Source organism: Streptomyces sp. NPDC014889, from assembly GCF_043081205.1.
Classification (GTDB): Bacteria; Actinomycetota; Actinomycetes; order Streptomycetales; family Streptomycetaceae; genus Streptomyces.
Genome location: NZ_JBIBWH010000009.1, coordinates 81499 through 96746, shown reverse-complemented (window position 1 = coordinate 96746; position 15248 = coordinate 81499). Strand labels below are relative to the sequence as shown.

Genomic DNA, 15248 nt, shown 5'->3' with positions numbered 1-15248 from the left:
GGGGCCCGGCGGGGCACGTACCATGGCGGCATGTCGTTCCTCCGCCGCCGCAACGCCACGCCCGCCGGGCCCGACTTCGATGTCCTGGCCATGGATCCGGGCGACTGGCCCGGCAACCTGGGCGCCGGTCTGCTGCCCGCGCCCGACGGCACCTGCCAGGGCGTTTTCCTGCGCTACGACCTGTTCGGCGGCCGCGGCACGGCGATGATCATCGGCAATCTGCCCGAGGGCTCGGCCGCCCGCGAGGTCGCCGACGGCGAGGTCCCCTTCGAGGTGGCGCAGCTCCTGCTGGCCCTGGAGAACGACGAGGAGGTCACCGTCGTCGGCACCGAGGACATGCCGGTGCTCCAGGGCGACAACCTCCTGATCGTGCGCCGGCTGAGGCTCTCCGAGAGCCGTGTCTCCTGCGTGCAGTTCGACCGCAGCGACGGCGTCCTGGTCACCATCGCCGCCTGGGACCGGCCGATCACCGACGATCTGTACGCCCTGCTCAAGCCGCTGCCCGCCGAGCTGTTCCAGCAGGGCTGACCGGTCACTGAGCGAAAGGGCCGGCCCCACGGGGCCGGCCCTTTCGTCGTTCTCGTACACCCCCGGCCCGCTACCGGGACGAGCGTTCCACCTGTACGTCCGCGGCGCGCACGAACGCCACCCGGTGGCCGAACTGGACCTGGTAGTACATGTCCTTGCCGACCACGACACGGTGCGAGTCCGTGGTGAAGGTGGCCGAGTAGTAGTACTCACCCGGCAGCAGATCGCCCACCACGTACTTCTGGCCCGCGAGCAGCTTGTACGGCAGCGGCGACACCGCCTGGACGGGCACGCCCGCCGGATAGGCACCCTCCTCCGGGTAGGCCCTGCCGTACACCGGCACGCTGTCCAGCCCGGCCTTCGGCGTCACCACCGTGCCGGCCGCGTCCACCGCCGTCCGCTGCTTCGCCGGGTTCAGGAACCAGGCCTTCTGGCCCAGGTACCAGATCGCCGTCCAGTCGCCCTGCCGGTCGGCGACCGCGTACTGCTGCCCGGTCTCCACCCGCGAGGCCACGTCGTTCACGTCGATCGTCGACGGGCTGCCGTCCGGCCTGAGACCGATGTCCTTGATCAGCGGCGATGAGGTGTCGGGCTGCGAGTACAGCCGCACCTCGCTGGAGCCGTGCGCCGCGCAGGGCCGGCCGCTGGTGACGCAGCCCGTGTACTCGGGCCGGTTGGTCGCGTAGTCGGGGCGGATCGTCACCAGGCCGCCGTGCTTGCCCGCGGACGGCTCGAACGGGTGGCCGAGCAGCTTGAAGTAGTGCCGCCAGTCCCAGTACGGGCCCGGGTCGGTGTGCATGCCCGGAATGTTCGGCGTGGTGGTCCCCGGCACGGTGTCGTGGCCGAGGATGTGCTGCCGGTCCAGCGGGATGTCGTACTTCCGCGCGAGGTACTTCACCAGCCGCGCCGAGGAGCGGTACATCGCCTCCGTGTACCAGGCGTCCGGCGAGGCGAGGAAGCCCTCGTGCTCCAGGCCGATCGACTTGGCGTTGATGTACCAGTTGCCCGCGTGCCAGGCCACGTCCTTGGCCTTCACATGCTGGGCGATGTGTCCGTCGGTGGAGCGCAGCGTGTAGTTCCAGGACACATAGGTGGGGTCCTGGATCAGGTTGAGGACACCGTCCCAGTTGCCCTCTGTGTCATGGATGACGATGTACCGGATGGACTGCGCCTTCGGCCGGTCGCCCAGGTCGTGGTTGCCGTAGTCGTCCCCGCCGAACTCCTCGTACGGCGCGGGCACCCACTCGCAGGACACCGAGGCCGGGCACTCCGTGCCCTCCGCCGAGCGGCGCGGCAGGGCCGTCCGCGTCAGCTGGGCCTTGCGGGGGGCGACGCCGGGCCGCGCGGCCAGGACGACCCGCTGGCCCGAATCGGTGGTGCGCCGCTCACCGGAGCGGATCACGTTGTAGACGTCGTCGGCGTAGGCCGCCGCCGTCGCGCTGTCGTCCGCGCCGGAGTACCGGGCCACCGCGCCGTACCAGTCGGCCGGATCCGCGCTCAGCGGCTCGCCGAGCTTCTTCTGGGCGGCCGCCAGCAGGGCCGCGCCGCCCTCGATGTTCGCCGACTCGTCCTCACGCAGACGCTCGGCGGGGATCCCGGTCAGCTCGGCCGCCCGGGGCAGCGTCTTCAGCCGGGCGGGCAGGGCCGACTCCGAGGGCACCTCCGCCTCGGGGTGCAGGGCGGCCCGCGCGTCGTCACCGCGCGCGTCCTCCGAGCCCTCGGCGTGGTGCGGGGCCGAGGCGAGCGCGGTGCGCGCGTCGGTCAGGTGCATCGGTCCGTAGCCGCCGGTCACGCTCGGGGCGCCGCCGTGCCCGTCCCAGCGCGACTGCAGATAGGACACGCCCAGCAGGACGCTGAGCGGCACGTGGTACTCGGCGGACGCGGACGTGAACGCCCGCTGCAACCGGCCGGTGTCGTCCGTGGCGGCGCCCGCGGACGGGGCGCCGCCGAGCAGCGGCAGCAGCAGCGCGGCCGAGGCGACGACTCCCGCCGCGGCCCGTGCGCTTCTGCGTCCCGGCATGGATCTGGGGTCGGTGGTGGCGGATCCTCGCAATGCAGCCTCCTGGGGCGCTCGGGCGTAGCGGGGCGTGCGGGGCCGGCGTGGATCAGTGGTACCGGCTGTCCGACGATCCGTCAATCATGCGCGCAGCAAGGCGATTACCCATGTCAAGCGGCATCTCGGCGAGTTTCGCCGCGGTGCCCCCCAGGCCTGCGCGGCGTCAGTGGCTTACACCAATGGCCCCCGCGGCCAGTGCTCCGAAAGAGATCGGCTCCCGACGGGCAGCGACGCCGGACGAGCTGCACGAGAGCCGGGCAAGGGCGAGCATGAGGGAGGTCCGCGGCCACCCGAGTCGCAGGGTGCGCCGCGGACCTCTGTCCCGGTCAGCGAGTGCCGACGGCCGCGCGTACGGCCCGGCGGGCCATCTGGCAGTCGTCGTGGAGCCGTCGCAGCAGCAGCCGCTGTTCCTCGCCGGACGGCACGGCACCCGGGTGGGCCGTGCCCGGTGCCGACGGGGCCGTGTCGTGCATGGAACGCTGCACGGCCGTCTCGTAGGTGCGGATCTCCCGGGTGAGCACGAGCATCAGGTTCACCAGGAACGCGTCCCGTGAGGCCGGGCCCGCCGCCTGGGCGACCTGGCTGATCTGCCGCCGCGCGAGCGGGGCGTCCCCGAGCACCGACCACAGCGTCGCCAGGTCGTAGCCCGGCAGGTACCAGCCGGCGTGCTCCCAGTCCACCAGTACGGGACCGGCCGGGGAGAGCAGGACGTTGGCGAGCAGCGCGTCGCCGTGGCAGAACTGGCCCATGCCCTGCCGGCCCGCGGCGTGCGCGATGCCGTGCAGCAGCTTCTGCAGGTCACCCAGGTCCCGGTCGGTGAGCAGACCCAGCTCGTGGTACCGGGAGATACGGGCGGCATAGTCCAGCGGGGCGTCGAACGTGCCCGCCGGGGGCCGCCAGGCGTTCAGCCGGCAGATCGCGCCCAGGGCCGCCCCGATGTCCGCCCTCGGCGGCGCCTCCACCGGGTGCCGCTGCAGCGCGGCCACCCGGCCCGGCGTCCGTTCGATCACCAGCGTGCAGTTGTCCGGATCCGCCGCGATCAGCCGGGGCACACGGACCGGTGGCCGGTGCCGGACGAACGAGCGGTATGCGGCTATTTCGTGACGGTAGCGCTCCGCCCACGCGGGGGAGTGGTCGAGTAAACACTTGGCGACGGCCGTGCTGCGTCCGATCGTTCCGACCAGGAGCACGGACCGCCCGCTGCGCCGCAGCACCTGCACCGGGGCGAACTCCGGGCAGATCCGGTGCACCGAGGCGATCGCCGTGCGCAGTTGCGCGCCCTGAGGGCCGGACAAGTCGACTCTCCCGCTGAGCGGTTGCGTGCCGGGCCCCACGGCGTGCCGCGGCCGGCCGGCACCGAGCGCGGGGGCCGCCGGACGCACGGGGTCGAGGTAGGGGCCGCCGGCGCCCGGACGGGGACGCAGCGACCGGGGCGGGGCGGACACGGAGGACGATGCTGCATACATGGGGCGGGACCGATCCCTTCGTGTGCCTGCTGCTTCAGCGCCTCCCGGCCCGGACGCCCGGGTGCACCCTGGGGAATGTCCCTCGGCGACCGGGTCGGGGTGGCGCGTTCCTACCTGACACCCGGCGCGCACTGGCACACCATGTGGCGCACCCTGGCGAACCCTGGCGAATAGTCGCCCGGCAAGTCGCGGCGGGTCTACTGTCAACTCAGCCGAGTACCTGGGGGCTTGACGTGACAGGACAACCCAACACCCGTCTCGCGGACCTGTTCGGCCTGGCCGGCTGGTCCAAGGGGGAACTCGCGAGGCTGGTCAACCGGCAGGCGGCGGCCATGGGCCATCCCCAGCTGGCGACCGACACCTCCCGGGTGCGGCGCTGGATCGACATGGGAGAGATCCCGCGCGATCCCGTGCCACGGGTGCTGGCGGCCCTGTTCACCGAGCGTCTCGGCCGTGTCGTGACCATCGAGGACCTAGGTCTGGTGCGGCACGGGCGTACAGGGAAACGGCAGGGCGACGGGAGTGCGGAACATCCCGACTCAGTGCCGTGGGCGCCCGAGCGGACCGCCGCGGTCCTCACCGAATTCACGGGAATGGACCTCATGCTCAACCGACGCGGCTTGGTGGGCGCGGGCGCCGCGCTCGCCGCGGGCTCCGCACTCAGCAGCGCCATGCACGACTGGCTGCAATCCGATCCGACACTGAAGACCGACACCCCCGCCCTCGACCATCCCCTGCACGCCGACCCCGCCGGGTACGACCGCTATGACGCCGCCCCCGTCGGGTCGCAGGAGATCGAGGAACTCGAACGCTCGGTGGAGGTGTTCCGGGCCTGGGACGCCGCCCGCGGCGGCGGGCTGCAACGCAAGGCGGTGGTCGGCCAGCTCAACGAGGTGGGCGGCATGCTCGCCTACCGCCATCCATCCCATCTCCAGCGGCGCCTGTGGGGCGTCGCCGCCAACCTCTCCGTCCTCGCCGGCTGGATGTCCCACGACGTCGGCCTGGAACCCACCGCCCAGAAGTACTTCGTCATCGCCGCCCACGCCGCCAGGGAGGGCGGCGACCGGCCGCGCGCCGGGGAGGCGCTGTCCCGCGCGGCACGCCAGATGGTGCACCTGGGCCGGCCCGACGACGCGCTGGACCTGATGAAGCTCGCCCACTCCGGCGCTGGCGACCGCCTCCAGCCCCGCACCAAGGCCATGTTCCACACCATCGAGGCATGGGCGCAGGCCTCGATGGGCAAGGGCCAGGCGATGCGCCGCACCCTCGGACAGGCGGAGGACCTCTTCGTCTCCGACACCGGCGACGCGGAGCCGCTCGACTGGATGCAGACCTTCAAGGACGAGGACCTGTACGGCATGACGGCGCTCGCGTACCGCACGCTGGCGGAGCACGACCCGGACGCGGCCGTGCACGCCCAGCACTACGCTGAGAAGGCCCTGTCCCTGCGGGTCGACGGGCGCGAGCGGTCGAAGATCTTCGACCATCTGTCCATGGCCTCCGCCTGCTTCATCGCGGACGATCCCGAACAGGCGGACCGGTACGCGCGGTTGGCCCTGATGGCGATGGGTTCGAACTCCTCCCGCCGCACCTGGGACCGGCTGCGCGAGATGTACCGGCTCACCGCCGAGTACGCCACCTATCCGAAGGTCGGTGAGCTGAGGGAGGAGATCCGGCTGGCGCTGCCCAGGCCGAAGGGCAGGAACACCGGGAGCGCGCCGGCGTAGGGTCCCGGTTCGGTACGCGGGCTACGACGTCACCCGGGCGACCAGCACACAGGTGTCGTCCGCGCGCCCGGTTCCGGCGAACTCCTCGACGACCGTCCGTAGGCAGTCCCGCGCGCCGCGCGCCGCGCCGAACCGCGGTGCCAGGCCGAGCAGGCGGTGTGCGGTGGCCGTCCGTCCCTCACCCCCGGCCGCGCCGGCGCGGGGGGACCCGCACCGCGGTACCAGTCCGTCGGTGTGCAGCAGGAGCAGGTCGCCCGGCTCCAGGGTCTCCTCGGCCTGCCCGTAGGAGGCTCGGGAGGCGGTGCCGAGCGGGGCGCCGTCCGGGGCGTCCAGCATCCGCCCCGTCCCGCCGCGGAACAGCAGCGGGGCGGGGTGTCCCGCCCGCGCCCAGGTCAGGGTGCGGGTGGCGGGCCGGTAGTGGCAGCAGACGGCGCTGCCCGCGGCCGGCTGCGCGGTGGCGTCAAGCAACTGGTCGAGCCAGGTCATCAGTTGTTCCGGCCGGGCCCCAGCCATCGCCATGCCGCGCAGGGCGCCCAGCAGCATCGCCGCGCCCGTGGCCGTGCCCGGCCCGCGGCCGGTGAGTGTCCCGGCGGCGAGCAGGGTGTCGCCGTCGGGCAGCTCCAGGGCGTCGTACCAGCCGACCCCGGCCGGGGCTCCGGTGGAGGACGGCAGGCGGTGGGCGGCGAGGTCGAGTCCCGGGCGGCCCCGGTGCGGGAGCCGCAGGAAGCCGCGCCACGGGGGGAGCGCGGCTTCCTGCGGCTCGACCGCGAGCCGGCGCTCGGTCTGCGCGCGATGCCGGTGGCGGTGCAGCGAGTCACGGGTCTCGCGCACGGCCGACTGACTGAGCCGCAGTTCGCTGACGTCCCGCAGCACCGCCCACATCGAGGCGGTGCCGCCGTCGGCGTCGAGCACGGGCTCGCCCATCATGTGCACCGCGCGGACGGCGCCGTCAGGCCGCACGATGCGGAACTCCCCGTCGATGGGCTTGGCGTCGACCAGGCAGTCGGTGACCATGGCGGTCAGCCGCGGCCGGTCCTCGTCCAGCACGACGGAGGGCAGTTCGTCGAGGGTGAGCGGGGGGACGGCCGGGTCGCGGCCCAGGATCCGGAACAGCTCGCCCGACCAGGCGGCCTTGTCCGTCATCAGGTTCCACTCGGCGCTGCCGACACGGCTGAGCAGCGAGCCGCGCGGGGCGGCGGCCGGGGCGCGGGGATCGGCCGCCGGCACCGGTGGCGGGCCGTCCCGTAACTGCGCCAGGTGCGCGGCCAGGTCGCCGAGTTGGCGCAGAGCCAGATCGCACAGCGCGCGCTCCCACCTGCCCTGCGGATCCGAGGCGTCGCCCTGTGTGTCCCGCCGTACGGCGTCGACCTCGCCCCTGAGCCGGCGCGCCTGCGATATCAGCGCGTCGACCGGGCCGCCCGCCGGTGGCTGGGCGGGGGAGCGGTCCGCGGAGACATGGGGCGGCATGGCGCACTCCGATGCGGGGACGGTACGGCCGAGGCGGCGGGAGGGAGCGCTACGACTGTGGCACAGCCGACGGCGCCCCGTAAGGGATTTGGCAAGACGCGACGCGAGGGTGCACCTGGCATATGCCACAGTCTTCCCCCGGCGTCTGACCGGCATCTTCTGTGTAGCCGCGCGGGTGGTCGAGGCGTAGACGGTGTACGCGATTTGACGGTCGGCCCGAGGCGGCACGCGGACGTTCAAGCATGTGTTCTACGGCTGTGTGTTCCCTTCCGGCGGGCCCCCGCAGCCGATCGCCGGGACAGTGACGCACCTCACATGGATTGGTGGGCGGTCAGGCGTAATGCGAACGGCTCCTGCGGGCTCCCAAGGACAACGGCACAACCGGCCGACCTGACGACCCGCACAGGAGACCGACCATGGACACCACCCTCGAACAGACAGCGAGCGCCCGCCTGATCACCGCGGACGGACGGGAACTCCCCGTGCCCGCCGTCCTGCGCTACGTCTCCACCGACCCGCTGGCCGTGCACATGGACTTCCCGCCCGAGGCCTCCCTGGACAGCGAGGCGGTCTCGTGGACCTTCGCCCGGGTCCTGCTGGAGGAGGGCCTCGAAGGCCAGGCCGGCGCCGGGGACGTGCATCTGTGGCCGTGCGGCGGGTCCCGTACGGTGCTGGAGCTGCACTCGCCCGCCGGTCTGGCCCTGCTCCAGTTCGACACCCCGGCGCTCCACCGCTTCCTGCTGCGCAGCTACGCCGTGGTCGCCCCCGGCCACGAGGACCTCACCGCCGCCGTCGACCACGGACTGAGCACCCTGTTCGGCACCGTCTGACCCGGCCACCGCCACCGGGCCTCCCCCAGGGCCCGGCGCACGGCGTCAGTAGCGCAGCACCCCGGCGATCCCCTGCGCGTCGCCGAGGGTGCCGTCGGGAACGAAGCGCACATCGGCGCCCGTCTCCAGGCACTGCTCGACGATCTCGTCCACGATGTCGTCGCGGGCACCCGGTTCCTCGCTCCCGGCCGGAACCAGATGGCCGCCGACGGAGTCGCGCATCGTCACGCGGTAGTTCTCCTCGACGGCCAGCAGCCGGACCCGGCCCTCCCGCGCCGTCTGCCAGACCTCGTCGACACCGGCCGCGTACTCCTTGCGCCCGCGGGCCCCCTCCAGTTCGCGCGCCACCGCCTCGGTGTCGCCCCGCGTCTTCTCGTCGCGCACGGGCCCGATCGCCCGCCACACCGCCTCCGGGGTGGCGTGCGCCAGGCCGCCGTGCTGGACGGGCACCGCGCACTTCGCGACGCTGCCGACCTCCTCCAGCGCGGACAGCGCGGCCGGCTCGCCCGTGATGTACAGCCGGCGCGGGCGCTCGCGCAGGACCGCGCTCATCGCGCTGTCAGCCTCCCGCAGGAACTGGCGGGTGCTCTGGTCGCGGAACGTGCTCGGCTCGTCGCCGATCTGCATCCGGCGTTCGGCGTCGAAGTTCTCGACGAGCTTCCTGGTCAGCGGGAAGCCGCCGGTATGGTCCTGCGTCACCCGGTCGCCGCCGCCGCTCCACAGCGTCACGCGGTCCGCGGAGACGGACAGGACCCAGAACGGGCGCTCGGCGGTCCGCGCGGAGACCAGGTTGCGGGTCAGGAAGGTGTCCGAGAGGACCACGCGCTCCGGAACGGTACGGGTCAGCGACCACACCTGGTGCTCGCCCGGCGCGGCGAAGATCGCCAGCCCGTCCTCGGCGTACGTCAGGTCCACCTCCGCCAGGGCCTGGTCGAGCTGCCGGACGACGTCGTGGCGCTGCTCCCGGCCCACCTGCGGGTTGGCCTCCAGTTGCCGCTTGGCCTCGGCCACGACATTGCGCAGCCGGACCGGATCCTGTGCGTTGTCGGGCTCGCGGCGGTGCGTCGGCGTCAGCACCGACACCGCCGGGTAGGGGCGCGGACGCCGCAGCTCGGCGAGGATCGAGGGACTCAGCTCGTGCTCCATGACAGCACGATAGGTCCGATTCGCACGTCAGGCATTCGGGGCAACTCGGCTGGCGCGCGGGCCCCTTCGCTGGTACGCCCTCGGAGGCCCCGCATGCCGTGCGGCGCGCCCGCCCAGGACCGTGCGGCGCGCCCGCCCCGGGCCGGCGCGGCCCCGGTGCACCGGCGCGGGAGTGGTCCGCGGACATGGAGAAGTCTTTGCCCTTGACCGGTTCGCGCTGCTCCGCCCCAGGTGCGGGGCCCATTCCGTGCTGTTCCGGGAGCAAAGCGCGGCCGGAACCGGCGGGTCGCGGCGGCATCCGGGTGAAGGACGCGTTGACCGCCACCGCCCCGGTGGCGGACGCTCGTCATATAGGTGCTCCATGCAACTGGTTCTCCGCGGGCCGGAGGGCGGGAGGTAGCGGATGTGCGGCATCACCGGCTGGGTCTCCTACGACCGTGATCTTCGGACCGAGGACGCGACCCTGCGCGCCATGACCGAGACGATGGCCTGCCGCGGCCCCGACGACCGCGGCACCTGGGCCGAGGGGCCCGCGGCCCTGGGGCACCGCAGGCTCGCGATCATCGACCTGCCCGGCGGCCGCCAGCCGATGACCGCCGGGACCCCGGACGGCACGGTGGCCCTCGTCTACTCCGGCGAGGCCTACAACTTCACCGAGCTGCGCGCCGAACTGGCCGCCCGCGGCCACCGCTTCAGCACCGACTCCGACACCGAGGTCGTCCTGCGCGGCTACCTGGAGTGGGGCGATGCCGTGGCCGAACACCTCAACGGCATGTACGCCTTCGCGATCTGGGACGGCCGCCACGACGAGCTCGTCATGATCCGCGACCGGATGGGCATCAAGCCCTTCTACTACCGGCCCACCCCCGACGGCGTCCTCTTCGGCTCCGAGCCCAAGGCGATCCTCGCCCACCCCATGGTCCGCCCCCGGGTCACCCTGGACGGCCTGCGCGAGCTGTTCACCTTCGTCAAGACCCCGGGCCACGCCGTCTGGGACGGCATGCACGAGGTCGAGCCCGGGACCGTCGTCACCGTCGGCCGCGACGGCCTGCGCACCCGCGCCTACTGGCGGCTGCGGACCCTGCCCCACCCCGACGACCGCGACACGACCGTCGCCACGGTCCGCACTCTGCTGGACGACATCGTGCGCCGCCAGCTCGTCGCCGACGTGCCCCGCTGCACCCTGCTCTCCGGCGGCCTGGACTCCTCCGCCATGACCGCGCTGGCCGCCCGCCGCCTGGCCGAGCAGGGCGAGAAGGTGCGCAGCTTCGCCGTCGACTTCGTCGGGCAGAGCGACCACTTCGTCGCCGACGACCTTCGCGCCACCCCCGACACGCCGTTCGTGCACGACGTGGCGCGCGCCGCCGACACCGACCACCAGGACATCGTGCTCGACGCGGACACCCTCGCCGACCCGGAGATCCGCCGGAAGGTGGTCCGCGCCCGGGACCTGCCGATGGGCTTCGGCGACATGGACTCCTCCCTCTACCTGCTGTTCCGCAGCATCCGGGACCACTCGACCGTCGCCCTGTCCGGCGAGTCCGCCGACGAGGTCTTCGGCGGCTACCGGCACTTCTTCGACGAGGACGCGCGCCGCGCCGACACCTTCCCCTGGCTGGTGCGCTTCCTGCGCGACTTCGGCGACGACGCCGGTGTCCTGCGCTCCGACCTCGCCCGGGCCCTCGACCTGCGCGGCTACGTCGCCGATGGCTACCGCACCGCCATCGCCGCCGTCGGCCGCCTCGACGGCGAGAGCGACTTCGAGTTCCGGATGCGGCAGATCTGCCACCTCCACCTGACCCGCTTCGTCCGGGCGCTGCTCGACCGCAAGGACCGGATGAGCATGGCGGTCGGCCTGGAGGTCCGCGTCCCCTACTGCGACCACCGCCTGGTCGAGTACGTCTACAACGCGCCCTGGGCCCTGAAGTCGTTCGACGGCCGGGAGAAGAGCCTGCTGCGGGAGGCCACCGCGGATCTGCTGCCCAGGTCCGTGTACGACAGGGTCAAGAGCCCGTACCCGTCCACCCAGGACCCCAAGTACGCCCTCGCCCTCCAGGACCACGCCAAGGATCTGCTCGGCCGGCCGGGACACCCGGTCTTCGACCTCGTGGACCAGGAACGGCTGCGCCGCCTCGCGCACAGCGACACCCCCCTCGGCGGCAACCAGGCGGCGCGTCGCGGCCTGGAGCGGACCCTCGACCTGGCCGTCTGGCTGGACATGTACCAGCCGCAGATCGTCACCGGCTGAGCCCGGCCGGCCGGTCAGCCGCTCGCGTCCGGCTCCCGGTCCGCCCCGCAGGAACTGCCACCGGCCGGCAGGGAGCCGTACAACAGGAAGTCGTTCACCTTCTTGTGCACGCACCGGGAGGACAGGTACCCGGTGTGCCCGTCGGCCCGGTTGTCGAGGACCACGGCGGACGGGCCGAGCCGCCGCGCCGTCTCCAGCGTCCAGCGGTACGGGGTCGCCGGGTCGCCGCGGGTGCCGACCAGCAGCATCCTCGCCGTGTCGACGTTCTTCACCTTCTCGCGGATGAAGTCGGTGCCCTTCGGGCGGCCGTAGCACATCAGCAGTTCGTTCAGCCGGGCACGGCCGAAGACCGGCGAGGCCCGCCGGTACTCGGCGCTCAGCCGGCCGAGGTCCCTGGTGAGCTGCGCGGCGCCGGGCCGGTCGGGGTCGTCGGCGCAGTTGACCGCGATGGTCGCGGCGGGCTGGTTGTCCGGCGGGATCTCGCCGGAGCCGACCAGCCCGCCGTCCGCCGCACGCGGCGCGCTCCGCCGTCCCGGCAGGGTCCCGCCACCGGCGGAGAAGGCCTCGATGCCGCGCGTGTCGCCGTCCTGTACCAGGGAGGCGATCGCCCGTTCGACGGAGGGCCACAACTGCTTGCTGTAGAGCGCCTGTCCGATCGCCCGGGCCAGGTCCTGACCGGACAGCTTCCCGCCGACTCCGTTCGGCACCGGTCTCTCGTCGAGCGAGCGGACGAGCTGGACGACCTGGTCGCCTGCCAGGCGGCGGTCGTCGCCCCACGGACAGGCGATGTCCCGCACACACCAGTCGAGGAAGTCGCCGAGCGCCGTCTGCTGCGCCTCGGCGGCGACCAGCCCCTGTCGCTCCAGCGGCTCGGTCAGCGTGTCGACCCCGTCGAGGGCCATCCTGCCGACCTTGCCGGGGAACAGGGCCGCGTACACCGCGCCAAGCCGGGTGCCGTAGGAGAAACCCAGGTAGTCGAGCCGGTCGTCGCCGAGCGCCTGCCGCATCACGTCCATGTCCCGGGCCGCGTCCACGGTGCCCATGTGCGCCTGGACCGGGCCCGAGTGCCGGGCGCACTCGGCGGCCGTCCGCTGCCAGGCCGTGAGTTTCTCGCGGGCCACCTTCGGGTCGCCGAGGTCCCCGTTCCCGCCGGTCGCCCGCGTCGCCCGGTCGTCGGTGCCGAGGCCGCAGCCGACCGGAGAGGACCTGCCGACGCCCCGCGGGTCGAAGGCGACCACGTCGTAGCCGTTGGTCAGGTCCAGGAACCGCTTGCCGTCGGTGGTCAGTCCGGGCACGCCCGCGACGCCGGGACCGCCGAAATTCAGCAGCACCGAGCCCCGGGAGGGGCCGGTGGCCCGGTAGCGGGCCACGGCGAGGTCGAGGGTGGCCGCGCCCGGGTGCGCGTAGTCGAGGGGAACGGTGACCTTGCCGCACTGCATGTCCTTCGGGGCGCCCGCCTCGCACGCCCCCCATGCGACCTTCTGGCGGTAGAACCGGCTCAGGCCCCTCGGCGCGCCGGCGTCGGCCCGCGCGGGCAGTCCCGCGCCGAGGAGGACGAGCGTGACGGCCCCGGCGCACGCGCCGCGCCGGGCCGCGCGCCGCGTCGACAGCTTGGCCAGCATGGGCGCCTCCAGCAACGCTCCGCCGCGGACCGGGAACAGGCCTTCGCCCACCTTAGGCCCGTCGCCACATTCCCGCCTGCCCCGCGACGTCGGCAGGCGGACGCCGGGAGGCCGCCGCCGGCCTCGGCGGGTTCGCGCGCCGTTCGATAACGGGCCCCCCGATGGGGTGAAAGGGCGAGAGGCCATAACCCGGAACCTTTCACCAGCGTTTTACGGGGTGCGGGTGAGCGCCCGCGACCATGTCTGGAAGGCAGGGAACCTATGAAACGGGTCACGCGGAACAGTGTGATCGCCGTGGCCGCCGCCTCCGGCGCGATGGCGATGGCGATGCCGGTGTCCGCCTTCGCGGCGGACGGCGGCGCCGTGGCGGAGGGTGCCGCGTCCGGCTCGCCCGGTGTGCTCTCCGGCAACACCATCCAGCTGCCGGTGGACGTTCCGATCAACGTGTGCGGGAACACCGTCGACGTGGTGGGGCTTCTCAACCCCGCGGCGGGCAACCGGTGCGCCAACGCGTCCGACGGGGGAGACCGGACGCCGGCGGCAAGCGGTGCGGTGGCACAGGCCGCCGCGCAGGACTCCCCCGGGGTGGTCTCCGGCAACACCATCCAGTTGCCGGTGCACGTTCCGGTGAATGTCAGCGGCAACAGCGTGAACGTGGTGGGCATCGGGAACGCGGCCTCCGGCAACACGTCCACGAACACGCCGGGCGAGCAGGTCACCCCGACGCCCCCGCCGCCCGTGCGGTCCGAGCCGCAGCCGGTGCCGAGGCACGTGACGCGTCCGCAGCCCGCGGCCGTGCCTCAGACGCAGGTGTCGCTCGCCCACACCGGCGCGGACCAGACCGCGCCCGTGGTGGCGGCGGGCGCGGCCCTGGTGCTCGGCGGAGCCGTGCTGTACCGGCGCTTCCGGCCCGGCGCGCTCCGCTGACACGGAGCCGCGACCGCGGCGGGGGCCCACCGGACACCGGTCCGGCGGGCCCCCGCCCGGTGCGGCCCCCCAGGCCGTGGCCCCGCACCGTAAACCTGTTGCCGCGGACGTCCGCGCCCTGGTCCAGTGGGCGTATGGATCACACCGAGGTACTCGCCCTGTACGACCGCGAGCTGCGCGAAGGCGTCCGGCCCGACGGTCCCGGACTGCGCGTGGAGCGCGCCGGGAACGTGGTGCGCCAGATCGGCTCGGCACAGGACTGGAACGGCGTCCTGTGGTCGGACCTGGACGAGTCCTCCGTGGACGCCGCGATCGCCGAACAGACCTCCCGCTACGCTGATTCGGGCCTCGCGTTCGAATGGAAGGTGTACGGGCACGACCGCCCCGTGGACCTCGGGCGGCGCCTGCTGGCCGCCGGCTTCGCCGCCGAGCCGCAGGAGACGCTGATGGCCGCCGAGATCGCCGAGCTGGACCTCGACGCCGAGCCGCCCGAGGGCGTGCGTCTGCGCACGGTCACCGACGAGGCGGGTGTCGATCTCGTGGTCGGCGTGCACGAGCAGGCGTTCGGCAAGGACGCCTCCCGTCTGCGCCACCGCCTGCTCGCCCGGCTCGCCGCCGAACCGGACACGCTCGTCGCCGTCGTCGCCCTCGCCGGGGACGTGCCGGTGAGCGCGGCCCGGATGGAGCTGGTCCCCGGTACGCGGTTCGCGGGCCTGTGGGGCGGCGGCACCGTCGAGGGCTGGCGGGGCCGGGGCGTCTACCGCGCCCTCGTCGCCCACCGCGCCCGTGCCGCTGCCGACCGCGGCTACCGCTACCTCCAGGTCGACGCCTCCAGCCTGAGCCGCCCCATCCTCGAACGCCTCGGCTTCGTCGCCCTGACCACCACGACGCCGTACGTGTACGAGCCGTGAGCCCGCCTGCGGGCTCACGGCCGGGGTCGCCGGCTCAGCGGTGACCCGCCTTCGCCCGGTCCAGCAGGGAGACACCCAGGGCGGCGAGGGCGATCTGGATGAGCCACTCGATCCAGTCGACCCCCTTGGTGTCCGCGACGCCGAGCGCGGAGGCGATCGCCGCGCCGATCAGCGCGGCCACGATGCCGATGAGGATCGTCCAGAGAACGCCTATGTGCTGGCGTCCGGGAACGACCAGCCGTCCCAGGACACCGATGATCAAGCCGATGACGATGGCACTGATGATGCCCGTGATCTCCATCTTCCGCCCCTCTGCGTCG

General features: G+C 73.3%; 12 protein-coding genes. 6 read left to right on the top strand and 6 right to left on the bottom strand.

Annotated features, from left to right (window positions below; all coding sequences use genetic code 11):
* The first annotated feature begins 30 nt into the window (after nucleotides 1–30).
* Nucleotides 31–528: a hypothetical protein gene (locus tag ACF09J_RS19335; protein WP_392306643.1), complete on the top strand. Its 498-nt coding sequence runs from the start codon at nucleotides 31–33 to the stop codon at nucleotides 526–528.
* 70 nt (nucleotides 529–598) lie between these two features.
* Here the strand turns inward: ACF09J_RS19335 and ACF09J_RS19330 are convergent, their stop codons facing one another.
* Nucleotides 599–2581, bottom strand: coding sequence for an N-acetylmuramoyl-L-alanine amidase (locus tag ACF09J_RS19330; protein ID WP_392306642.1), 1983 nt, complete (start codon nucleotides 2579–2581; stop codon nucleotides 599–601).
* 329 nt (nucleotides 2582–2910) lie between these two features.
* Nucleotides 2911–4050 (bottom strand): aminoglycoside phosphotransferase family protein, encoded by a 1140-nt coding sequence (locus ACF09J_RS19325; RefSeq protein ID WP_392306641.1) that lies wholly within the window; start codon nucleotides 4048–4050, stop codon nucleotides 2911–2913.
* Between the two features lie 233 nt (nucleotides 4051–4283).
* Here ACF09J_RS19325 and ACF09J_RS19320 point away from each other — a divergent pair, with 233 nt between their 5' ends.
* Entirely contained in the window at nucleotides 4284–5777 is a 1494-nt protein-coding gene (locus ACF09J_RS19320) for a hypothetical protein (protein WP_392306640.1), read from the top strand.
* Between the two features lie 21 nt (nucleotides 5778–5798).
* On the opposite strand, the gene ACF09J_RS19315 is transcribed toward ACF09J_RS19320, so the two are convergent.
* On the bottom strand, nucleotides 5799–7244 hold the full coding sequence (locus ACF09J_RS19315; RefSeq protein WP_392306639.1) for a PP2C family protein-serine/threonine phosphatase: 1446 nt from the start codon (nucleotides 7242–7244) through the stop codon (nucleotides 5799–5801).
* 416 nt (nucleotides 7245–7660) lie between these two features.
* Here ACF09J_RS19315 and ACF09J_RS19310 point away from each other — a divergent pair, with 416 nt between their 5' ends.
* A complete protein-coding gene (locus ACF09J_RS19310) occupies nucleotides 7661–8074 on the top strand; it encodes an SsgA family sporulation/cell division regulator (protein ID WP_392306638.1) in 414 nt (137 codons plus the stop codon).
* A gap of 45 nt (nucleotides 8075–8119) precedes the next feature.
* Here the strand turns inward: ACF09J_RS19310 and ACF09J_RS19305 are convergent, their stop codons facing one another.
* Complete coding sequence (locus ACF09J_RS19305) at nucleotides 8120–9220, bottom strand: chemotaxis protein (RefSeq protein WP_392306637.1); 1101 nt, start codon at nucleotides 9218–9220, stop codon at nucleotides 8120–8122.
* A 403-nt stretch (nucleotides 9221–9623) separates the two neighbouring features.
* Between ACF09J_RS19305 and asnB the strand changes: the two genes are divergently transcribed.
* Nucleotides 9624–11468 carry an asparagine synthase (glutamine-hydrolyzing) gene (gene asnB, locus ACF09J_RS19300; protein ID WP_392306636.1) on the top strand — a complete coding sequence of 615 codons (1845 nt, stop codon included), beginning with the start codon at nucleotides 9624–9626 and terminating at the stop codon, nucleotides 11466–11468.
* A gap of 14 nt (nucleotides 11469–11482) precedes the next feature.
* Here asnB and ACF09J_RS19295 read toward each other — a convergent pair whose 3' ends face one another.
* Complete coding sequence (locus tag ACF09J_RS19295; protein WP_392306906.1) at nucleotides 11483–13090, bottom strand: alpha/beta hydrolase; 1608 nt, start codon at nucleotides 13088–13090, stop codon at nucleotides 11483–11485.
* A 261-nt stretch (nucleotides 13091–13351) separates the two neighbouring features.
* Between ACF09J_RS19295 and ACF09J_RS19290 the strand changes: the two genes are divergently transcribed.
* On the top strand, nucleotides 13352–14017 hold the full coding sequence (locus ACF09J_RS19290) for a chaplin family protein (RefSeq protein ID WP_392306635.1): 666 nt from the start codon (nucleotides 13352–13354) through the stop codon (nucleotides 14015–14017).
* A 134-nt stretch (nucleotides 14018–14151) separates the two neighbouring features.
* The gene (locus ACF09J_RS19285) at nucleotides 14152–14928 is read left to right on the top strand and encodes a GNAT family N-acetyltransferase (protein WP_392306634.1); all 777 of its coding nucleotides are present in this window, start codon (nucleotides 14152–14154) and stop codon (nucleotides 14926–14928) included.
* Nucleotides 14929–14962: 34 nt separating this feature from the next.
* Here the strand turns inward: ACF09J_RS19285 and ACF09J_RS19280 are convergent, their stop codons facing one another.
* A complete protein-coding gene (locus tag ACF09J_RS19280; RefSeq protein ID WP_392306633.1) occupies nucleotides 14963–15229 on the bottom strand; it encodes a GlsB/YeaQ/YmgE family stress response membrane protein in 267 nt (88 codons plus the stop codon).
* Nucleotides 15230–15248: the final 19 nt, after the last annotated feature.